16 protein-coding genes are annotated in these 22,566 nt (G+C 35.1%); 5 read left to right on the top strand and 11 right to left on the bottom strand.

Translation table 11 applies throughout. The features are described from left to right. The first annotated feature begins 276 nt into the window (after positions 1–276). The 4 genes from Xentx_RS10960 to Xentx_RS19950 all read left to right on the top strand — a co-directional run bounded on the left by Xentx_RS10960 (position 277) and on the right by Xentx_RS19950 (position 7,146). The gene (locus Xentx_RS10960) at positions 277–2,625 is read left to right on the top strand and encodes a DNA polymerase II (protein ID WP_074020276.1); all 2,349 of its coding nucleotides are present in this window, start codon (positions 277–279) and stop codon (positions 2,623–2,625) included. 220 nt (positions 2,626–2,845) lie between these two features. Then, positions 2,846–5,755: an RNA polymerase-associated protein RapA gene (gene rapA / locus Xentx_RS10955; protein ID WP_074020275.1), complete on the top strand. Its 2,910-nt coding sequence runs from the start codon at positions 2,846–2,848 to the stop codon at positions 5,753–5,755. A gap of 108 nt (positions 5,756–5,863) precedes the next feature. Continuing rightward, the gene (rluA, locus tag Xentx_RS10950) at positions 5,864–6,517 is read left to right on the top strand and encodes a bifunctional tRNA pseudouridine(32) synthase/23S rRNA pseudouridine(746) synthase RluA (RefSeq protein WP_074020274.1); all 654 of its coding nucleotides are present in this window, start codon (positions 5,864–5,866) and stop codon (positions 6,515–6,517) included. Positions 6,518–6,774: 257 nt separating this feature from the next. Beyond that, the gene (locus tag Xentx_RS19950) at positions 6,775–7,146 is read left to right on the top strand and encodes a transposase (RefSeq protein ID WP_339373685.1); all 372 of its coding nucleotides are present in this window, start codon (positions 6,775–6,777) and stop codon (positions 7,144–7,146) included. Between the two features lie 320 nt (positions 7,147–7,466). On the opposite strand, the gene Xentx_RS10940 is transcribed toward Xentx_RS19950, so the two are convergent. The 11 genes from Xentx_RS10940 to Xentx_RS10890 form a co-directional block, all read right to left on the bottom strand. Then, positions 7,467–9,098 (bottom strand): ABC transporter substrate-binding protein, encoded by a 1,632-nt coding sequence (locus tag Xentx_RS10940; protein WP_074020273.1) that lies wholly within the window; start codon positions 9,096–9,098, stop codon positions 7,467–7,469. A 184-nt stretch (positions 9,099–9,282) separates the two neighbouring features. After that, on the bottom strand, positions 9,283–9,852 hold the full coding sequence (locus tag Xentx_RS20110) for a LysE family translocator (RefSeq protein ID WP_415843388.1): 570 nt from the start codon (positions 9,850–9,852) through the stop codon (positions 9,283–9,285). Between the two features lie 467 nt (positions 9,853–10,319). Beyond that, a complete protein-coding gene (locus tag Xentx_RS10930) occupies positions 10,320–11,516 on the bottom strand; it encodes an ATP-grasp domain-containing protein (protein ID WP_074020271.1) in 1,197 nt (398 codons plus the stop codon). After that, positions 11,513–13,681 carry an AMP-binding protein gene (locus tag Xentx_RS10925; protein WP_074020270.1) on the bottom strand — a complete coding sequence of 723 codons (2,169 nt, stop codon included), beginning with the start codon at positions 13,679–13,681 and terminating at the stop codon, positions 11,513–11,515. The genes Xentx_RS10930 and Xentx_RS10925 overlap by 4 nt, the downstream gene beginning before the upstream one ends. A 144-nt stretch (positions 13,682–13,825) precedes the next feature. Beyond that, positions 13,826–14,473, bottom strand: coding sequence for a cupin domain-containing protein (locus tag Xentx_RS10920; RefSeq protein ID WP_074020269.1), 648 nt, complete (start codon positions 14,471–14,473; stop codon positions 13,826–13,828). Between the two features lie 2 nt (positions 14,474–14,475). Next, positions 14,476–14,892: a MaoC/PaaZ C-terminal domain-containing protein gene (locus Xentx_RS10915; protein WP_074020268.1), complete on the bottom strand. Its 417-nt coding sequence runs from the start codon at positions 14,890–14,892 to the stop codon at positions 14,476–14,478. Beyond that, positions 14,889–16,274, bottom strand: coding sequence for a His/Gly/Thr/Pro-type tRNA ligase C-terminal domain-containing protein (locus Xentx_RS10910; protein WP_074020267.1), 1,386 nt, complete (start codon positions 16,272–16,274; stop codon positions 14,889–14,891). The genes Xentx_RS10915 and Xentx_RS10910 overlap by 4 nt, the downstream gene beginning before the upstream one ends. Beyond that, positions 16,228–17,217 carry a phytanoyl-CoA dioxygenase family protein gene (locus Xentx_RS10905; RefSeq protein WP_074020266.1) on the bottom strand — a complete coding sequence of 330 codons (990 nt, stop codon included), beginning with the start codon at positions 17,215–17,217 and terminating at the stop codon, positions 16,228–16,230. Before Xentx_RS10905 ends, Xentx_RS10910 begins: the two co-directional genes overlap by 47 nt. Before the next feature lie 25 nt (positions 17,218–17,242). Beyond that, complete coding sequence (locus Xentx_RS10900) at positions 17,243–18,424, bottom strand: multidrug effflux MFS transporter (protein WP_074020265.1); 1,182 nt, start codon at positions 18,422–18,424, stop codon at positions 17,243–17,245. A 174-nt stretch (positions 18,425–18,598) separates the two neighbouring features. Further along, positions 18,599–19,780, bottom strand: coding sequence for an MFS transporter (locus tag Xentx_RS10895; RefSeq protein WP_074020264.1), 1,182 nt, complete (start codon positions 19,778–19,780; stop codon positions 18,599–18,601). Positions 19,781–19,797: 17 nt separating this feature from the next. Then, positions 19,798–21,021: an ATP-grasp domain-containing protein gene (locus tag Xentx_RS10890; RefSeq protein ID WP_074020263.1), complete on the bottom strand. Its 1,224-nt coding sequence runs from the start codon at positions 21,019–21,021 to the stop codon at positions 19,798–19,800. A gap of 443 nt (positions 21,022–21,464) precedes the next feature. Here Xentx_RS10890 and Xentx_RS10885 point away from each other — a divergent pair, with 443 nt between their 5' ends. Then, a complete protein-coding gene (locus Xentx_RS10885) occupies positions 21,465–22,508 on the top strand; it encodes an NAD-dependent epimerase/dehydratase family protein (protein WP_208607573.1) in 1,044 nt (347 codons plus the stop codon). The last annotated feature ends 58 nt before the right edge of the window (positions 22,509–22,566 follow it).

The following is a 22,566-nucleotide window of genomic DNA, read 5'->3' as shown; positions in this document are numbered from 1 at the left end:
TTTCCTTATTTAAGTTACGTATATTAGCTTGAACATCTATATCGTAACGGAAAGGTGTTTTTCTTGGTATAACCCTTGAACTCCACCCGCATAGCGGGTGGTTTTATGTTTAAGAAGCTAACGCATCTTAAACTGGCTAAAGCCATAATAAAATAATGAACCATAACTATCAAAAACGATCTAATTAAAATACTGTATAAATAACCATGTTTAATGCTATGATTGAAATTATCCCTATAAAACTAAATAGAGTTGGTTTCTCATAAGAGAGAGATTATGCAGATAAATCACGTTGAACAAGGTCTTATCCTGACTCGTCATTGGAAAGATACCCCATCAGGTATTGAGTTGGTGTATTGGCTGGCAACAGAAGCGGGTGCACGCCGCATTACTATTCCTCGTCAAAAAGCAGTTGCCTTTGCCCCTCAACATGATCTGCCTAAAATAAAACCTTTACTCACACAGGAGCGGCACTGCGAATTAAAGGCATTGCCATTAAAAGATTTCAATCGCCAGCCTGTTGCTGCGTTGTATTGCCCGCATTATCACCAATTGCAACACCTGGAGAAAATTTTCAAAGAACAAAATATTCCCCTCTATGAAGCTGATATCCGCCCACCCGACAGGTTTATGATGGAACGCTTTATCACTGCTCCTGTTTGGTTTAGCCAGAAACCCGACGGCAGTTATCAAATGAAACCTAATCCCACCTATCGGCCAAATTTGCAATGGGTGTCACTGGATATTGAAACCAGCCAGCATGGTGAGCTGTATTCCATTGGCTTGGCTGGATGCGGCGAGAAAACCGTATTTATGTTAGGACCAGCACAAGATGATCAACAGGATCTCGATTTCAAATTAGAGTATGTTGCCAGTCGTTCGATAATGCTGGAAAAACTCAATGAATGGCTGGCTCATTATGATCCTGATGCCATTATTGGCTGGAATTTGATTCAGTTTGATTTGAGGGTGTTACAGCAACATGCTGAACGCTATAACGTGCCGTTAAAATTTGGTCGCAACCAGGCTTTGCTTGAATGGCGAGAACATGGTTTCAATCCAGGGCATTTTTTTGCCTCAACAGAAGGCCGTTTGATTATTGACGGCATTGATGCACTGAAAACCGCAACCTGGAATTTTCCTTCTTTCAGCCTTGAATATGTGGCACAACAACTTCTGGGGGAAGGAAAAGCCGTCGATAATCCTTATGATCGCATGGATGAGATCAATCGCCGCTTCCAGCAAGATAAGCCTGCCCTCGCCCACTATAATTTGCAGGATTGTATTCTGGTTAATCGTATCTTTGAGAAGGCAGATTTGATGGCCTTCTTATTGGAACGCGCCACGGTAACAGGGTTGGCGGTGGATCGCAGCGGTGGATCTGTGTCGGCATTCACGCACCTTTATTTGCCCAAAATGCACCGTATTGGCTATGTTGCGCCCGTCCAGCCAACGTATTTCGATGATAACAGCCCAGGCGGTTTTGTGATGGATTCATTTCCAGGGTTATACGATTCAGTGTTGGTACTGGATTACAAGAGCCTCTATCCATCGATCATTCGCACGTTTTTGATTGATCCGGTCGGCATGGTTGAAGGCCTTGCCAATACTGACAGTGAACACGCCGTCCCCGGCTTTCGTCAGGCATTTTTTTCCCGTACACAACATTGCCTGCCGGATATCGTCACACAAATCTGGCATGAACGCGACAAGGCCAAAAAACAACAGAATGCCCCCCTTTCTCAGGCTCTGAAAATTATTATGAATGCCTTTTATGGTGTGCTCGGTGCCTCTGGTTGTCATTTTTTTGATCCTCGCCTGACTTCATCAATTACGATGCGCGGCCACCAAATCATGCACCAAACCCGTAAGCTCATCGAATCACAGGGCTATCAGGTCATTTATGGCGATACGGATTCAACGTTTGTCTGGCTAAAACGCCCGCATTCAGAGGAAGAAGCCTGTCAAATCGGGCTCTCTTTGACACAATTTGTCAACCAATGGTGGCGAAACCATCTTAAAACTGAATTAAATCTTGAAAGTACGCTGGAGCTGGAATTTGAGACACATTATCGGCGTTTCCTGATGCCAACGGTACGCGGGATGGAGCAAGGCAGTAAAAAACGTTATGCCGGATTAAGCGGTGATAAGGTAACTTTCAAAGGACTGGAAACGGTAAGAACTGACTGGACGCCGCTGGCACAAATATTCCAGAAGGAGCTGTATACCCTGATTTTTCATCAACAACCGCATCAACATTATATTCGTGAATATATTGCTAAAACGCTAGCGGGTGAATTTGATGACCGTCTGGTTTATCGTAAGCGGTTACGCCGTAAATTGTCTGATTACCAGCGCAATGTCCCTCCCCACGTGCGGGCAGCACGTTTGGCAGATGAATATAATCAAATGCACAATCGTCCACTACAGTACCAAAATGGTGGCTGGATCAACTATGTCATCACCCAAGCCGGTCCTGAGCCATTAGAGAACCAAACCTCTGCCCCCGACTATGAACACTACATCAATAAACAGTTGAAGCCGATTGCTGACGCCATCTTGCCATTTATTCAAGATGACTTTATGCCTCTGTTGACAGGGCAAATGAGTATCTCTTTCGAATAATGGATATTTTTGCAGGTGACGGCTTGCTCGGCTTCAATTAACATATCGCACCTCTAATGGGCAACTGTACTTTTGTGCTCCCTTTACCAAAAAAATGGGTGTTGTAAAGTGCAATTGAAAACTATCCCTATCGATAACCAATAACGATTGATATCCAACAAAAGCAGCCATCCTGCAACCATAAAATAATATTGTCTAACAGAAAACTGAGCCAAAATTTATGCCATTTACTCTTGGTCAACGCTGGATAAGCGATACAGAAAGCGAACTTGGATTAGGAACAGTCGTGGCGCTTGATGCGCGCATGGTAACGTTGCTCTTCCCTGCCAGCGGAGAAAACCGCCTTTACGCACGCAATGACTCCCCCATCACCCGCGTTATGTTTAATGTGGGCGATACCGTGACCAGTCACGAAGGCTGGAAACTCAAGATTGATGATGTCCAACAAGATAATGACCTGCTGATCTATATCGGTACGCGTCTGGATACAGAAGAAGAAAATACCTGCTTACGGGAAGTTTTTCTGGATAGCAAGCTGACGTTTAACAAGCCACAAGATCGCCTGTTTGCAGGTCAAATTGACCGCATGGATCGCTTTGCTTTGCGTTTTCGTGCCCGTAAACACCAAAGCGAGCAGTTCCGTCTGGCAGAGAGTGGGCTGCGTGGTATTCGTGCCAGTTTGATCCCTCACCAATTACACATTGCCAATGAAGTGGGCAAACGTCACGCACCACGTGTATTACTGGCGGATGAAGTCGGGCTGGGTAAAACCATTGAAGCCGGTATGATTATCCATCAACAATTGATGGCTGGACGAGCTGAACGTGTGTTAATCATTGTGCCAGATAGCCTGCAACACCAATGGCTGGTAGAAATGCTGCGCCGTTTCAACCTGCGTTTTTCGCTGTTTGATGATGGCCGATATAGCGAAGCACTGCATGACAGCGATAATCCGTTCGAAACCGAACAGTTGATTATCTGTTCCTTAGATTTTGTTCGCCGCAATAAGCAACGTTTTGAACTTCTGCTGGAGGCTAGCTGGGATTTGATGGTGGTGGATGAAGCTCACCATCTGGCATGGAGCGAAAAATCCCCAAGCCGCGAATATCAAGTTATTGAACAATTGGCAGAACAAATCCCGTCTGTTTTGTTGTTAACGGCGACACCAGAGCAGTTGGGACAAGAAAGCCACTTTGCCCGTCTACGCCTGTTGGATCCAAATCGTTTCCACGATTATCAGGCTTTTATTGATGAACAACAGAAATATCGCCCTGTCGCGGATGCCGTGACGTTGCTGTTGTCCGGTGAAACCCTGAACAATGACCAGCAAAATGCCATTGTTGAACTGATCAGTGAACAAGATATTGAACCTCTGCTGAAAGCCGCAAACAGCGATAAGGATGAGGAAAGCAAAGATGCCCGTAGCGAGCTGATCACCATGTTGATGGATCGCCACGGCACCAGCCGACTACTTTTCCGTAACACCCGTGGTGGTGTGAAAGGCTTCCCGCATCGTGAACTGCACGAGATCAAGTTACCACTGCCAGCCCAATATCAGACGGCAATCAAGGTTTCTGAAATCATGGGAGCCAAAAAGACAGTGGAGTCTCGCGCCAAAGATATGCTCTATCCTGAGCGGATCTATCAGGAATTCGAAGGGGAAAATGCCACATGGTGGAATTTCGATCCTCGCGTAGAATGGCTGATGGGATTCTTGATGGCAAACCGCGATGAGAAAGTGCTGGTGATCTGTGCCAAGGCAGAAACTGCACTGCAACTGGAGCAGATTCTGCGTGAACGCGAAGGCATCCGCAGTGCTGTGTTCCACGAAGGTTTGTCCTTGCTGGAGCGTGACCGTGCCGCCGCTTATTTCGCTTCTGAGGAAGAAGGCGCGCAAGTGCTGCTCTGTTCTGAAATTGGCTCAGAAGGGCGTAACTTCCAGTTTGCCAACCAGCTTGTCATGTTTGATTTGCCCTTCAACCCTGATTTGCTGGAACAACGTATCGGTCGTCTGGATCGTATCGGTCAAAACCGTAATATTAAAATCAGTGTGCCTTATCTGGAAAACACTGCGCAATCCATTCTCCTGCGCTGGTATCACGAAGGGCTGGATGCTTTTGAGCATACTTGTCCAACAGGTCGCTCTATCTATGACAAGTATTATGAAACCCTGCTCAATTTCCTTGCCAAACCCAATGAGCAAACTGGCTTCAGTGAATTTATTGCCGAATGTCGCGGGCACCATGAAAAGCTTAAACAGCAATTGGAACAAGGGCGTGACCGTTTGCTGGAGATGAACTCCAACGGTGGTGAGCAAGGCCAGAAGCTGGCAGAAAAGATTGCTGCGCAAGATAACGACACGGATCTGGTGAATTTTGCCCTGAATCTGTTTGATATCATTGGTATCAATCAGGAAGATCGTTGCGACAATATTATTGCTCTGCATCCATCCGAGCATATGCTGGTGCCTGATTTTCCCGGATTACCCCAAGATGGTTGCTCGATTACGTTTGACCGTGAAAAAGCCCTCTCCCGCGAAGATACTCAGTTCCTGAGCTGGGAACATCCTATCATTCGTAATGGCCTGGATTTAATCCTGTCGGGAGATACGGGAAGCTGTGCCGTTTCCATCCTGAAAAACAAGGCGCTGCCAGTCGGGACACTGTTGGTTGAGTTGATTTACGTTGTTGAAGCTCAGGCACCGAAGCACCTGCAATTGACCCGTTTCTTGCCACCAACACCAGTGCGTCTTTTGTTGGATCTGAAAGGCACCAATCTGGCTCCTCAGGTTGAGTTTGAAAGTTTCAACCGTCAGCTCAATGCGATTAACCGTCATAACGCCAGTAAGCTGGTTAATGCGGTACAGAAAGAGGTTCATGCTATCTTGCAACAATCTGAGCCTTTGATTGAAGAGCAAGCGCGTGCGTTGATTGAGCAAGCGAAAAAAGAAGCTGATGAAGCGCTGTCGACTGAATTGTCACGTCTGGAAGCCCTGAAAGCGGTTAACCCGAATATCCGTGATGATGAACTGGAGGCGATTGGCTCCGAACATAAACATCTGCTGCTCAATCTTGACCAGGCTAACTGGCGTCTGGATGCGATTCGTTTGGTGGTTATTTCTCACCAATAAACAGACAATCAATAAATAGACAGCAATAACCTGTCATTCGGTAAACTCAGGGGCGCTTTCCGCTAGATGCCCCTGAGGATCCAATTTTTCCGACTCATTGGAGCCACTATGCTGGAGTCTTATAATCCCCCGACAGATCCTTGGTTATATGTGCTGTATCAGGACGAGTACATTATGGTTGTCAACAAACCCAGTGGATTGCTTTCTGTGCCAGGTAAAGCAGAAGAGCACAAGGACAGTATCATGACACGGATACAAGCTGAATTTCCTACAGCCGAATCAGTTCATCGATTGGATATGGCCACCAGCGGTATTATGGTTGTGGCACTGACTAAAGCTGCCGAGCGTGAATTGAAACGCCAATTTCGTGAGCGTGAGCCGAAAAAAATCTATATCGCACGGGTATGGGGAAAGTTGGAACAGGAAAAAGGATTGGTGGATCTGCCCTTAATCTGCGATTGGCCGAATCGCCCGAAACAAAAAGTCTGTTTTGAAACGGGCAAGTCAGCCCAAACTGAGTATCAGGTTCTGGAATATGAAGCTCAGGCAACACGTGTCAGGCTGGCGCCCATCACAGGACGCTCTCATCAGCTTCGGGTACATATGCTGGCACTGGGTAATCCCATTCTGGGAGACAGGTTCTATGCCCACACGCAGGCAAGGGAAATGGCGCCTCGCCTGCAATTACATGCTCAAGAACTCTTTATTACGCATCCGGCTTATGGCACACCGATGCATTTTGAGTGCAAGGCCGAATTTTGACAGTATATAGAAGACTCTCTTTTCTGACTACAAACGTTGATGTTAAGTAACCCTTCATCAGCTCTGTATTGACTAGGGTGTGTTGACGTTTTGTATTCATCATTTACCCGAACGATTGCCTCTATGGTGACCATACGGAGTCAGAACGGGCTTACCTGCTTGCCCCCGAGACGCTGCATGCGCACTTATTACTGGCGGATGCCGGCTATGTCGATTTTGAGTATTTTGAGTGAGTATCCTATTCCGGTGGTTCATTTATTGTCCGGGGAAGCAAATTGCTCAATCCTCAGATAATGACCGCCCGCAATGGACAGGGAAAGTTATTGTCCAAACTGTCTGGTAAGCCATTGAAATCCATCACACGCAGAACCAACCGCTCAGAAGTGCTGGATCTGATTTGTCAGCGTAATGGTTATGAATTTCGCCTAATTCGCCGCTGGTTTGCCGAAGGAAAACGCTTCTGCCTTTGGCTGACGAATTTGTCTATGGGCGAGTTTACAGCCAGTGATATCATGGATATTTATCGTTGCCGCTGGCAAATAGAGCTGTTGTTCAAAGAGCTAAAATCGCATACAAATTGGCACGGATTTACCACAAGGAAAGAAACGATAGCCACCGGCTTGATCTAGCTCAGTTTACTGGCACTACTGCTCAGGCGTTCGTTGGCAAGCCGGTTATTTTCGGCCGTCTCATTGTTCAAAGCCGCTCAAAATACAGATATCTGGCTCAGGCCAATCATAGAAAATCTGCTCCAAAAAGCATGGTCGGAAACGTATTTTTGGCTGGAAAAAGCACAAGAATATTTACGTCGGAACGCTTTCAAAACACCACAAAGAAAATCATGTAAAAACAAAACATTGGATGCGTGTTTTGAAAGACTTAATTCTTAAGATCCTGTCTATGACTCCTGCTAAATATTATACAGATTGTGTTAATCCAGCAATATCTCCTAATGTTTTATAATATAGAGATCTTTTGTGGAAACATAATCCATTGGTGTTACGTAAAAACCACCGACATGAGGTTTAACCAATCTATTGCTAACGTAATAATAAATTGGGATAATTGGAGTGTCCTCATTTAATATATTCATTGCCTGTTGATAATAATCTATATCGTTAGTTTCTCCTGCTTTAATTACTGTTTGAAAAAATTTATTGTTTTCGTATTGTGATATATTTTGACTATTTCCTGCTAGGAATATACCAAAGAAAGACATAGGATTATTATATTCCGCTGTCCATGCATATCTGACTACATCAAATTTACCTTGATGCATATTATCTAACATCACTTTCCATTCCTGATTTTGCAAAGTAGCTTCAACATTTATATTCTTTTTCCACATAGAACTGATAGCAATTGCTAATTTTTTGTGTAATTCTTTTGTATTATACAGTAGATCAAATTTGAGTGGATTTTTTTCGTTAAATCCTGCTTCGCTTAATAATTTTTTCGCTTCTTGAATTCGTTGCTCTTGTGTCCAAGAAGCATATCGAGGTAATTCTAACCTAATATTACCTATATTAGGTGGGAGAATATTGTAAGCTGGAAGTTGTCCCATACCTAATACTTTATACGAAATTATTTCTCTATCGATAGCTAAATTTAAAGCTTGTCTGACTCTGGCATCATTAAATGGCGCTTTTTTAGTGTTAAATACATAAAAATAGCTACTTAGCATTGGATTAATATTAATTTGATCGCTTAATTTTTTTTTCAATGTCATAAAAGAATCGGCATGAATAGTGTGAGTGATATCAATCTCACCAGCAAGATAACGGTTTAAATCGGCTTTTTCCGAATTGATTGCAAGGTAGGTTACTTTATTGATAACGGTATTTTTATCATCCCAATAGTAGTGATTTCTGATACCGATTACTTTTTCATTGACTTTCCATTCAGATAACTTAAATGCTCCACTACTAACAAAGTGTTCAGGTCGTATCCACTCATCGCCATATTTTTTGATGACTTTTTCATTAACTGGAACCAAAATAGGGTGTGTTAACATTTTTAACAAATAAACAACTGGTTTTTCTAGTTTAATTTCTAAAGTAAAATCATCTAGTGCCCTAACACCTAATTCTTCTGGTTTTTTTCTGCCTTTTAAAATAGCATCAGCATTAATAACATGAGCTGTTCCTAAATAGCTACTATAAGGTGAGCCTACTGTAGGATCAATAAGACGTTGCCAACTAAAGACTACATCATGTGCTGTAATTATTGAGCCATCAGACCATTTGGCATTTTTTCTCAGATGAAACAGCCAAGTCTGGCTATCTTGCGTTTCCCAACTTTCAGCAAGTCTTGGTTCAATATTACCTTTTCGATCTGTATAGACTAAACCATCAAAAAAGTCATGTATAATATTTAACTCATTACTTTCAACTTTATGGACATCTAAAGATACAGGTTCAGGGCCATTATTACGTACTATCTCTTGTTTTTCAGCTAACTGAGTGCCAGAGGGTATAACGGCAGCATAAGAGGAATTAACATTGCCTAATATAAAACCTACCAAATAGAAGGTTACTTTCATGGTACTATGTTTTATTTTTTTGGTTATTATTCTCTTCATATATTATCACTCCATTATAATTTTCACTCATTAAAAAATATTAAAAATAGAATACTATATCGATTAACTAATTATCGTTGGAAGAATAATCCTCAAAGAAATCACACTTATTATGTAAAGTGTAATAGTCTCATTTATTATTCATGTATTTTATTGATTGATAATATTTTATTATCGGAATTTCTCACCAAAAAAATAATATTAATTGATGTATTGCATTATATATCATGAGAGATGAAAAAATTAATAGAATTAAAGATGCTATACGGAACACGAGATTTTCAGATAATCTATGTTTGGAGTTATTCTTATTGTCTCTACAGAAAGAATTACCTAGTAAACACCAAGTAAATGATGCAGGTAAAAGAATAGCTATAAACGAAAAAATAGATGGAAAATACATAGTTATATGGGTAAATGTTTCATGAGGCATGACATATGAAGCAAAGACAAAAGATTTTGGATTAAGCACAGTAATAATGAAGATATTCTTTGATTTTACCAAAACCTCTTCATTCTGTTTTTCTTTAAATTTCCATATCTTAAACGACACCCAAAAAATATAGCATGCAGCTATCAATTTCAAAAAATTAGTTATTCCAACTGTATTATATGTAAATTTCTGTAGAAAAAACCCCCATATACTTATGGAAAGAAGGTAAGCAAATAATTCAGCCATCACTAATTTCTGTGTTTTAAAAAAACCTACAGCAGCCCCAGAAGATAATAGTAATGTATTAGTTGGGCCAGGCATCATCAATATGATGCCTGATAATATGGTAATGTGTAAAAAATGGTTTATTGTAAACATAATTACTGGGGTAAAATATCCCACTCCCATAAAGTTGAAATTAATTTCATAAAAATGCACTTTTTGCTAGTGCGAAAGCATGAGTGATTAAATTAAAAAATTGAGTAATATTTAAGTCAATCGAATAGCTGGATACGTTAATTTGTTTCAAATTTAATCGAGTAATGCTCCTTTTTCGATCCATGTATTCACAAAACATTCATTCTCTTGCCCTTGTACTGAAATTTATGCGACTGCATGACGCATAAATACTGGATCTATGACGACATAAACTTCCGCCTAAATAAAATTTCGAATTTGTAGGACATTCCTTGACTTCTCGCGTTGCGAGAAGTCAAGATTCAACTACATTTTGGTGCTTTACTATCATGAAAAAATTTAGTTAATATATCTGATACTCCACATCACATTCATAGTTTATTGTGACACTGTTCAACAATAAATGGATGAAAATTACATAGCCTAGAAAAATCTTTTTTCAGGGCATTATAACAATTATTATAAACAATAATATCTGCGCCTCTACTACGAAGGCTAGTTGGTGTATCCATTTTATCTCCAATTGTATAAAAACAATTAAGCTCAAACTCAGACTCAATACTTGGGTTCTTAATATTTATTAATTTTCCATGCAGTGTAGGAAATGTTCCTGCTATAAAATAGAGTTCGTTGATAGGTTTAATATCAGATACTTTTAATCCCAACTCTATTTTCAAACTTTCTTCGACAAGATCAATTCCGAATTTTCGTTTGAATAAATTAACATTTACTCCACCCGCTGGCCTAGCACCCACTTCTAAAAAAATCAGTTCATGAGTATTATTGTCCCTAAAAATCTCCATATGGGTAACACCATTGTCTAATCCTAAAGCTCCAATAACTTTTTTTGAAAAATAATACAGTTCATTATGTAATTTATCTTGGTGAGGTAAGATTATTGAAAGACAGGGAACACCAGTTAAAAAATGTGAATTTGGTGCATTGTATTCACAAGAGACACCAAAAATTATTAATCCATTCTGTATAACCATATCTACATGATAAAGGGTACCATCTATAAATTCTTCATATTCATATTCATGTAAAGATTCAGATATACAATTTACTGAATTGATGAAATCAATATTTGTATTTATTATATATACACCTTCTGAACCGGCAGAATCTACAGGTTTTAATACAAAAGGAAGACCAACTTCACTTGAAATCATTTCAAAAGTTTGATGTTTATATTTCCCAAAAGTCGGTACTCTGACCACATTAGTAAGTTTAGACTTCATTTTCAATTTATTACGAAATAGAGTTGATAACTCGCTTTTAATACCAAATATAGAGTATTTGTCACGAACAATAGCAGCAAGATCCATAAAACTTTCAGTCGCACAAAACACCCTAATTTCATTAAAATCAAATCCTGAGTTCTCAATAAATTTAAATAATTCACTTTCATACTCGTAAAGCCATACTGCCTTTGCTTTCTGCTGTATATCTTTAGAGATAATATGAATATTATCTTTATGTGAAAATATGATAATATCATGACTATGAAATGCCCAATCGGGGATCTCGTTATGCCTAGTAGGTGCATTCAAACTTAAAATGATCATTTTTTTATTTTCTCCGCTATTATTAACCCACCTAAATCAAAACGTCCTGCATTAATTTTAGAATAACGTATAACATCAAATCCTACGGATTCTAATGACTCTAACCATTCATCTCGTGTGAGGAATCCACCTACATTCCACCATCCATCTAATAGTCCGAAAAATGCATTCAAACACCATTGAAATCCTAATTCAGAGAATTTATTTCCTTCGGATAAAATTAATTTACCACCATCATTTAATATATCATATATATATTTTAATGTACTGGGTTTATCAACTGCACAGTGAATAGCATTAGTGGAGAAAACAGTATCAAAATTTACTAGTTTTGATGGACAATTAAAATTGTAATTTTCTAATTTTCCTGGACATGATAATTTTTTCGCAATATCAATATTGATGTCAGTTCGTACAAAATCTTCATTTAGGTGGCTAATTATTTTTCTAGTCGTGTTTCCTACTCCACAACCTAATTCTATACATCGACCTTTTAGTGCATTGGATTGTATCAACTGCATCGACATAGCATCGGCATATATTCCCATCGGATATTCACACATTAAACGTTCCCATAGGCCTTTTTTTTGTCTGATTACATCTGAGCACTGTATCTCACTAGCTAATAGCTTAGGCCAACTTACACTTAACAAATTCAATGCTAAGTGTATTGCTTCAGATATTTTTAGAAGCTGGACGTTAACATAATCAAACCTAGATTCAAATTGTTCTACAAACAGTTTTGCATTCTCAAAAATAAATAATAACTGTTTGCTACTAGGTTTGGCATATGTAAGTATAGTTTTATAGCAAATATATGCGTGTTTACATAGCTCTATATATTTACTTTGAGAACAAGATAGTGAAGCAACCTGTTCAGCCATAAGTGAGCGTTTGGGTTTTAAAGTTAGCGTTTTTAAAACATTGTCAAAAGACACTACATCTATAGGTGGCCGTATTTTATTAATAATGTTATATATTCTAGCAGCAGAAACTCCTTTTGAAATTTCAATATATGCACCAATAACATTATCCATTTTTTGATTAATAACTCCAAAGGCTGCTACTGAAGCAATATTAGTAGAATTTTTAATCAATTCATCCACATAAATAGGATAAATTGTTTCACCTCCTCGATTGATAATTTCTTTCTTTCTGCCATTAATAACTAAATAACCATCACGAAGTTCACCAAAATCACCAGTTCTTACATAACCATCTTGGTCAAATACTTTTTTTGTTTCTTCAATATCATCTAAATAATACAAAAAGCAATCTTCTGACTTAATTAATATTTCATTATCAACTAATTTAAAAGTAGAGTTCTCCAAAATATATCCAACTGGAGGCGGATTGTTAATGTATTGTTCTATAAAGTTTTTATCATCCAGTAAGGGCATCATAAAGCTGAAGTTTACGAGCTCTGATAAGCCATAACCCTGTCTTAATTTTGGACCATATAATTTATATAATTCACTACACAGATTTTGTGATAGTGGGCTTGAAGCAGAAATAAAATACTCCAAATTTTGCAAAGATGATGCATAACTTATAGATAAAACTTCGGAAAGAATTGCAGGAGAAATAGAGAATGTCCGTATGTTGTATTTGTCAATAGCTTTTAGTATCTCTAATGGATCTGGTTTTTCAAAAAGCACTAATTTCTGCTTTGCTAGATAGGTTCCCATTAAAGACATCATAATTGCATTACAATGGATTAAAGGCATGCAGGTACCATGAAGCCGTTTACTACTTTGGATACCATGTAGTTCTGAAGTTTTTAGCGCGTTACCAATTACGGAACTCCGTTTATGAACGATACCTTTTGGGGCACCCATTGAACCAGATGAGAAAATAATAAATGATATTTTTTCATCATAGATCCGAAAGTCATTAAATATCTGAATCTGATACTTTTCTAAAATTACTCGAGATGGTCGAACTTTACTTATAATCGCTGTTTTATGCTCAATACTCAATCTAGGATCTAAAGGAACAACGACAAGTCCTAGTTCAAAACATGCAATAATGGACATCGCTAATTCTTTGGATGATTCTATCAATAAAACCACAGCAGATGCTCTTGGAGCCATTTTTAATAAATCATATTGTTTACCCAAATTTTGGGAATATGGTTTCGAAAAATCAAGAATAGTATATGACATAATATTTATCTAATTGAATATTGGATTGGTTATTAACCCTGTGATGATTTACATCACGTAAATCCAGAATTTATGCAGCTTTAGTCTCATAAATACAGATCTAAACTGCGACAAGTCAATAACCAATTTAAAAAGAAAAATTAACTACATACCTTGATTAATCATGTGTGTGCCATTAAACATAGGATGATTATTCTCTAATGCACCAATAGAACTGAATATATGCAATGGAATAACAACTAAACGCTCACTCTGAGTTTCAAAATGATGTGGGCACATCGGATCGATGACAACAACTTGTCCAGGTAGTAATCTTTCACGGATATATTTATATTCCATTCCAACAATACTATATCCACTTCCTTGTAAAACATAAACTATACGTGGTGTGGAATGAATATGGTGTGCCTGTTCTTTAGAATACGGAGGAATAATTAACATTTGTAATGTTGGATCACCTAAACGTTCTGGCGGAAAAATCTGACGAGTAGAACAGCCATTGACATATGGAAGTGTTGTTTTTAAACATAACTCAGAAGTTTTGTTTTCTGGAGTGTATCCTCTTAAAACAACTGCATAATGTTTTACATGGAGATTCAATGAACCACGGCGCCATTCAAGAATTTTTAAATCTTCACTAATATAAACAACGCTATCTCCTTCATCAATATCAATGATATGCTCGCCAATGTAACAAGTATAATGATATAAGTCACCATATTTACTTCTCACAATTCCATGAAAACCTTTATTATAATATTCAGCACCGAAAAGCTCTTTCAAATTTTCCATAGTTAACACCCTATTATGTTTGTTACTTTATATTCAACCAAAATCATGTTGCTAATTTCTTCTTTTAAGATACATTTAATCTTTCTAAAAATATATTTCCTGCTCTTTCTATGAGAATAATCTTCATAGTGACATACTAAAAGAAGAGGTGATTCAGGAATCACAGGTCTAATAAATTTGACTGAAACATTAGTAGCACAAACCAATCCCTCATAAATATCGCTATGTAATAATATTTTATTTATCACAGATTGTACATATATTCCAGAAACACACCTTTTCTTTATGAACGGATTATATGAATTCTCTTTTAAATGAATTGGATTCGGATCAAACTCTTTAGCAAAATCTATAGAATCATTCTGATTAAATCTAATGTTATTAAATTTTCTCTCTTGTAATATTTTCTCGGTAGTCATAAATCATAATATTCCTTTGGCTTTGAAAAATTATAATTTTTTTCTAATGATGGTAATTTACATAATAGATCATCAAAAGACATATTGTCTTGATTAAACTTTGATTCAATCCTTAATGAAGCAAGGTGATCATCGTTACCTACTATGCAATAAAATGGAATCCAGTTATTCATACTCCATTTTATCCGCTCCGAAATAGTTCCCCGTTCAAGAATACATACACGAATTCCTTTCATTGAAAACTCAGTTGCTATTCTTATACAATATGTATTTGTAGTACCGATAAAGATAATAGCTACTTGAACAGGACTTAAGCTTAAAGGTAAAAACTTTTTTTCTCTATAAGAGATGATTTTCCCTATCATAGCAGGCAAGATCCTTGTCACTCCTCTTGCTAAGCAAGCATGAATAACATTAATCTTCTCTTTATTACTAGCTTTTATACTAAATCGTTCGGCATTCAGCTCGTCGTGCTGAAAATTATAAATCATTACAGACTTATAACCAGCATCAACATTAAAACCACTACGCACAGTATAATATGTCTTTTTATTTTCGAATACATTCAGAACAACATATTGTCTAATTTGTTTAGCAAATTCCTGCCCATAATTAAGATTATTATCAAAATAATCAGAATCAATATCAATAAAAGCTACCCAATTTTCATCGAAATAGTATCTCATTCCTTCAGAAAAAGTGATGGCAAGGAAAAATAATTCAGATTTAGATTCTTGTTCTTTACAGAAAGAATGAATATCTCTTAAATTAAATTGGCGCATATGGTCTAAACCATTTACAGCACCAGATAAAAAATTTCTGAAACAATCGACTTCACTTTCAATTCTAAATGGTAATTTATTACTTTCAAAAGTATGTCCTCTCAACCATGTAAATAAAGCTGGGTCAGCTGAATAATTTAAACGCCAAGTTTTTTTATCGGTATTATTTATTCTATAAATGTCATCCTGTCTTTCGTGTTTTCTGGTAAGAAAACATATATCTTCACCGTTTGAATTATAAATTTGCGGTAAGTTAATCTTATATAAATTCAACAAATTAGCGTGATAATCATTTAACTTATTTACCTCTTCCTCTATAACTTTAGCGTTAGGTAAATTAATAGGGAACCCTTTAATTGGATAGTTAAAAGATTGAATATTTAGCTTTTGAAAAACATTCTTAATTTCATTAACTTTACATCCTTTAGGTAATTTGTTTAGGTATCTTAAAGTAGCTCCATTGACATGATTTTCATCTAAAAAAGTATTTTCAGAGCTGTCCCAAATTATTTTTCCATTAGGTGAATAGATGATGTTTTTTATTATATTCATGTTATTTAGTAATAAATAATCTGTTTTTAAAGTCTTTCCTAACCACATGAGAATCAATTAATTTTATTTTATGTTTCTCAGGAACTAATTTAGATAAAAATGGATCTTTTGGTTTTATTTCATTATTGTCTTCTGTATTTACATCAAAATATGCAGTGCTTGAAGTAGCAGATATAGAAGATTTTTCCAAATGTTTAAATATACTTATAAACCTTTCTTTATCAAATAAAGAATCTTTGCTAACAAATCTGATAATAATGGCCATTCTAGATTTTAAGTCACCTGTAAGAAATTCAGATGTTTTATGAATAACATTTTTGTCAAATAAAAAAGCATCACCAATATCAAAATCAAAATCTTCTATATCAGACTCATTCACATTATCATCAATAAATGTTGTAACAGAATTTATCATAAATTTATCTGATGTCGCTATCTTATTGTACTCTTCACTGGGATCAAGAAGTCTCATTGAATCAAAAAAATAGTTTGCAAATTGATATATGAATTGACCATTTAATTTATTTTTAGGTATGTATTTCATACCACCTTTCTGTTTTCGTGAGATATTATCTAATGGAACCCATAAAGTACAACCGTAGTCTTCTAATTGTGTATATGAAAATGAATAATAACCGACATGCCAATCCAAACCTTTATGTGTATTCGGTGCTATTTCAAGGACATGATCATTAGTTCTAATTAAATTATGTTCTACTATTTTACTCAATATTTTGAATTTTTCTTTTTGAATTGACATTGACAGCCACTCATTCAAAAGCTCACCATCATTCCTAAATAGGAGATTACTACTTTTTACAGCTTTGGTCATTGGAGGCTGCTTCTCAGTATTTAGTTTATAATTTTTGTATGCTTCTGAGCACCTAATGTTTTTTTTCAATAACTCAAGTTCAGAAGGATTAAATAATCCTTTTATTTTGGCGTAGCCTTTCAATTTCACTTCTTCTTTTAAGATTTCAATATTAACCATTTTATTTTCCACCTATAATTTAATGTCAATGTGTTTTTTTACGTAAATAAGCACTAAAAATTAAACCTATCCCCCCTAGTATTAGTAATATAATAGACAAAGAATATAATATGTTCGATGAATATATATCAACAAAAATTGAAATAACAGATGCACCAATCATTTGGAAAAAACCTATGGCAGCAGAAGCAGAACCTGCATTGTTAGGAAAAGGTTCTAATGCGAAACTCATAGAAACAGAAATCAATATTGAAAAGCCACTAGATAAAAAAATCATAGGAATCATGAATGTAACTATATTTAGCTTTAAGAAGCCTTCTGTAATTAATAACAGAGATGATCCTGCTATTAACATGAATATTCCGCCAATTATTATTAAGTTTACTCTTCCAATATGAATAACATATTTAGATAATAACAAACCAATTAACATCATAAATAAAGCATTAAAACCAAATATTATTGAAAACTCAATTTCAGAAAACTTTAATTCCTCTATTATAATTCTTGGGGACACTGTTACATAAATCAATAACACAGACATAGAAAGTGTACAAATCAATGTTCCATGTCTAAATAATCTTTCTTTTAAGATATTATTATATAATCTTAATGCTTTTGTAGCATTAATATCTACAGATCTTTTATTTGTTTTTTTCCAAAATAAGTGTACAACAGTTAAAGTGAATAAAGAATAGAGTGATAATAAGTAAAAGTTTGATTGCCAACCAAAATTTACCGACAATAGACCACCAATAAAAGGAGCAAATGATGGTGCAATGCTAATAGAAGCATTCATGATACTATATACTTTTACAGATTCTTCTGGCTCGTAATCATCTCTTATCACAGCAAAAACAGCGACAGATGTACAACAAGCTGCAACTCCCTGTAATAGCCTAAAAGTAAGCAACCATTCAAATGATTGAGTTTTTGCTAAAAAAAATGATGAAATCAAAAACAAGAGAATACCGAATAGAGCAATTACTCTTCGCCCGATTATATCAGAGATTGGACCAACTAATATCTGACCAACTCCTAAACTGAATACAAATACATAAACACTAGCTGCAATAGCATCGTTTGAAATTCCATAATAGTCAGCCATTGATGGCAATGACGGTATATATATATCTATTCCCAATGGGGAAATTAACACGACAAAAATCAGGACTATTATTGGAATATGATTTTTTTCTTTCTTCATTTTTTAACTCTTAATAACGATAAAATAAGTTTTAAGTGGTTAATTTTTGTTGAAATTAATATATTTAGGGTGTTTTAAAGTTTTCTTTCACCATCTTATGACAAGTAAGTATTTTTAATTTTTCACATTTTTTCGTAAATCGTAAAACTTACCCCTTGAATTTGAAATTATTTTTCAATATCTATTATCACCATGACGGGATGAAAAAAATATAATTATAGAGAAAATAAATATAGATAATGAAACAAAAATAAGTGAGTTAGTGTATCCAAACGAAAATATGAATGAGTTTATAACTACGAATAGTGAAACCATTATAGATGTTATCATGAATTTAATCGAAGATATTCTACCTTGCATATTATCTTTAAATAAATCCTGTAAATTCGCATTCCATTTTGCTACTGATAATGTTAAAGAAAAACCAAATAAAAAAACGAATAACCCTAAAAAATAAGCTGACAATGATATATAAACACACACAAAAAAAAGCAGGGAGGAATATAAGCACAATAGTGTACAATTGGTTGACTTTAATTGCTTCACTCTTCTTTTTCCTATGTATTTTCCACCAGTTATAGCACCAATGGCAAATAAAGACTCAAATATTGTTAACCATAAGATACTATTTTCGAAATTATTATTTGAAATTGGAACCAAAAGAACATTGAATAATCCTAGAGCGATATAGTCTAAGGTCCCAATAAATAAACATATTTTTATATCTTTACTTCCTTTTATATAGCAAATAACTTCAGGCCAATTAATATCTTTCTTAGTATAATCATATTGTTGTTCTTTCATATCTTTTAATGAAAGATAAGTAAATACAGCTGAAAAAAAGAATATAAATATAACAAGTGGAATTATATACTCTTCTAGATTATAACCAAATAATATACCTGAAATAATCATCCCACCAATTTGTCCTACCTGAAAAGCAACACTTAATTTTCCATTAAAATTTATCTTATCTATATTTTTACTTTCACACAATGATGGAGTTAAAGAAAACATAGAAATTTTAGAAAAATATCTACTAATTTTTATTATTACAGTAATAAGTATTAAAAAATATATTTTATATTCAGTTGATAGACTGATAATATAAACAATTCCAATAGCAACAGGAACTATAAAGCAAGTCAATATTAACACTCTTTTGGGGCTATACTTATCTATCAGTGCGCCAGATGTTAATTGTAGAAAAGAGCCAATTATACCTTCAAGTAAGTAACTATACGAGAAAGCAAAAATGTTTCCTGTTTCCTTATAAAGAGATAAACCAAAAGATAATGAAAAAATTCCTCTAGAAAGATTTGATAATAATTCAGAAATGAAAATTTTCCCTATCATTATTACATTTTCTCACTTTATATATAGTCCATTTCAATTCTGCAGCATGCTTCATATGCAGTTCTTTTGGCTTGCCCGCTATTAACTGATTTAGAAATGACGTAACCAATCCTGTCTTTTGATTTAGCCAATCTCTCGATTATGTCACCACTTTTTTTATGCATATTTATTTCAATGATGCCTGGTAGAAAAGCATTTTTATAACATAAAGAAGTTATCACAGCCGGTGTTTCCCCATTATAATATAAATATCGAATCGATGCTGACATTTTATATACAGGGAATTCAGGAATACATTCTATAATTCTTTTACCAAGAGCTTCTTCAACACATATCTCATAAATATTAAATCCTGTTGCTATTTCAATAAGCTTAGAAATATTATCACCAGCAACACGTGTATGTGTTTCTATAATATAGACTTCCTCATTGTGAATTTTTATTTCGGTATGTGAAGGTCCATTTTCAACGCCTAAAATTTTCAGATATTTTGATACATTATTTTTTATCTTAAGAAAGGTGTTCTTGGTAATTTTAGCAGGAATAGTGTGACCTATTTCAACGAAAGTATTTAAATCTATTTCTTTTTCTGTAATAGCTAAAATCGCATGATAACCACCGTTAGAAACGGTTTCAACACTATATTCTTTCCCTTGTATATATTCCTCAACAATTAAAGGATACAGTCCACTATAAAAACCATTTAAATATTTCTCACATTCATGAAATGAAGCTAATTTAACTACCCCTTTACTACCACTCGATGAAGTTGGCTTTATAATGCAAGGATATTTAAATGTTAATAGTGATTTTTTCAATTCGGTATCATTTTTTACTATATCAAATTTAATTTGATTTAAATCACGTAATGATAAAGCTTTTCTCATCTTACCTTTATCAAAACATTTGTCTAAAGTTTCTTTTGAAATTGAATATGGTAAACATAATTGGTTGGATATTTGAATAGCTATATCCTGCATATGATCGTTAAAACATATGACAGCATCAAATTTTCTTATCATATGTAGTACCTTTGCAACTTGCGCATACTCACCAGCATCAGCATTATTTGAAAATAATACTACATTTATATAGGGAGTATTTATATCATGCTCATAGAACTCTTCAGATGTAGCAAAATCTATCCTTTTGCTGAAAAGAGTTAAATCATAACCTAACTGAATAATCTTCTTCTGTGCATCTCTAACCTGACCAATATACAATATATTAATGTTATACATGGAGCAATCCTTCAGGTAAACTCAGTTACATATAATTAATTAAAAATTACATTAAGCTAAATAAATTGACAAGTCAATAAGAATGAAACAAAAAATTAACAAAAATATTCAGTTATGTAACTCAAACTTTTCTAGTGTAGAAACTGTGAAATGTATCACAATTGACTCATTCTTTTTAATACCTCACCTATTATACTTCGTATTTAACTCATCTTTTCTCTACAATCAAAATTTATTGAAATATATAAATTAATTATCTTTCACCTACATCTGTGATTAATATCACAAATATAAAAAAACAATTAGATTCAGAATAACGGATATAGTAATTAATTTTAATAATAAAAAATCGACTTTAATCTTTATTTAATACACATGAAATAATTAGTTACGATATTTATTTCAAAAAAATAAATTCATCTTTAAACGTAGATAAAATAAATATGATTATGAATAAAAAAATATTAGTCACAGGAAGTAGCGGTCACTTAGGTGCTGCTTTAGTTATTACTTTGAGACAACGAGGTTTTGATGTCATTTCTATTGATATAAAACCTTCCAACACAACAGATATTGTAGGTTCAATAACTGATAAAAAATTTATTAATTCATGTATGAGAGATGTCGATTCTGTCATACATACTGCAACTCTACATAAACCTCATATTGTGACTCATTCATATGAAAAATTCATTGAAACCAATGTATTAGGCACACTTAATATATTGAAATTATCTAAGTTAATGAATGTTAAATCATTTATTTATGTTAGCACAACAAGTACCTTTGGAGATGCACTTATACCAGATAAAGGACTTCCAGCAGCTTATATTGATGAATCAACAAATACGATACCAAAAAATATTTATGGCGTCACGAAACAAAGCGCTGAAGATTTATGTCAAATATTTCATCGAAATTATAACCTACCATGTTTAGTCTTAAAGCTATCTAGGTTTTTCCAAGAAGAAGATGATTGTAGGATTGCTAGAAAAAACTTTGACTCAGATAATTTAAAAGCAAATGAGTATTTATATCGTAGAGTTGATATCCAAGATGCCGTAGAAGCTATAATTTTAGCAATGGAAAAAGCACCTAGAAAAAAATTCAATAGATATATTATTAGTGCTAATAGCCCATTTTCGAAAGATGATATGGCAATGTTGCGGATAAATGCTCCTTCTGTAGTAGAAAAATATTTTCCAGAATATGTAGAAATTTATAAAGATTTTAACTGGAAAATGAACTCAATCATCGATAGGGTGTATATAAATACAAAAGCAAGAGAAGAGCTAGGTTGGAGTCCTGTATTTGATTTTAAACACGTATTAACTTCTTTAAAGCTTGGTAAGAACTTCAGAAGTCCCTTAGCTTTAGAAATTGGTTCAAAAGGTTACCATGACGAAATATTTGAAGATGGACCATATCCGGTTTTCGAATACACAATACAGCCACCTCATATCGAGGAAATAGATGGATATGTTTAAATAAGCTGTACTAGTCGCGACTTGATCTGACAGTTACCCACTTTGTTATCGGCGACTG

Source organism: Xenorhabdus thuongxuanensis (assembly GCF_001908095.1).
Lineage (GTDB): Bacteria > Pseudomonadota > Gammaproteobacteria > Enterobacterales > Enterobacteriaceae > Xenorhabdus > Xenorhabdus thuongxuanensis.
Note: the sequence above shows the minus strand (reverse complement) of the source record. Positions and strands in the feature narration are given on the sequence as shown.

Excerpts from the sequence above, each read along its gene's own strand:
- Xentx_RS10925 (WP_074020270.1), bottom strand. The coding sequence starts at position 13,681 with ATGTCATATACTATTCTTGATTTTTCGAAACCATATTCCCAAAATTTG.
- Xentx_RS10885 (WP_208607573.1), top strand. The coding sequence starts at position 21,465 with ATGATTATGAATAAAAAAATATTAGTCACAGGAAGTAGCGGTCACTTA.
- rapA (WP_074020275.1), top strand. The coding sequence starts at position 2,846 with ATGCCATTTACTCTTGGTCAACGCTGGATAAGCGATACAGAAAGCGAA.
- Xentx_RS10930 (WP_074020271.1), bottom strand. The coding sequence starts at position 11,516 with ATGATCATTTTAAGTTTGAATGCACCTACTAGGCATAACGAGATCCCC.
- Xentx_RS10905 (WP_074020266.1), bottom strand. The coding sequence starts at position 17,217 with ATGGTTAATATTGAAATCTTAAAAGAAGAAGTGAAATTGAAAGGCTAC.
- Xentx_RS10895 (WP_074020264.1), bottom strand. The coding sequence starts at position 19,780 with ATGATAGGGAAAATTTTCATTTCTGAATTATTATCAAATCTTTCTAGA.
- Xentx_RS10920 (WP_074020269.1), bottom strand. The coding sequence starts at position 14,473 with ATGGAAAATTTGAAAGAGCTTTTCGGTGCTGAATATTATAATAAAGGT.
- Xentx_RS10900 (WP_074020265.1), bottom strand. The coding sequence starts at position 18,424 with ATGAAGAAAGAAAAAAATCATATTCCAATAATAGTCCTGATTTTTGTC.
- Xentx_RS10890 (WP_074020263.1), bottom strand. The coding sequence starts at position 21,021 with ATGTATAACATTAATATATTGTATATTGGTCAGGTTAGAGATGCACAG.
- Xentx_RS10960 (WP_074020276.1), top strand. The coding sequence starts at position 277 with ATGCAGATAAATCACGTTGAACAAGGTCTTATCCTGACTCGTCATTGG.
- Xentx_RS10910 (WP_074020267.1), bottom strand. The coding sequence starts at position 16,274 with ATGTGGTTAGGAAAGACTTTAAAAACAGATTATTTATTACTAAATAAC.
- Xentx_RS20110 (WP_415843388.1), bottom strand. The coding sequence starts at position 9,852 with ATGCCTGGCCCAACTAATACATTACTATTATCTTCTGGGGCTGCTGTA.
- Xentx_RS10915 (WP_074020268.1), bottom strand. The coding sequence starts at position 14,892 with ATGACTACCGAGAAAATATTACAAGAGAGAAAATTTAATAACATTAGA.
- rluA (WP_074020274.1), top strand. The coding sequence starts at position 5,864 with ATGCTGGAGTCTTATAATCCCCCGACAGATCCTTGGTTATATGTGCTG.
- Xentx_RS10940 (WP_074020273.1), bottom strand. The coding sequence starts at position 9,098 with ATGAAGAGAATAATAACCAAAAAAATAAAACATAGTACCATGAAAGTA.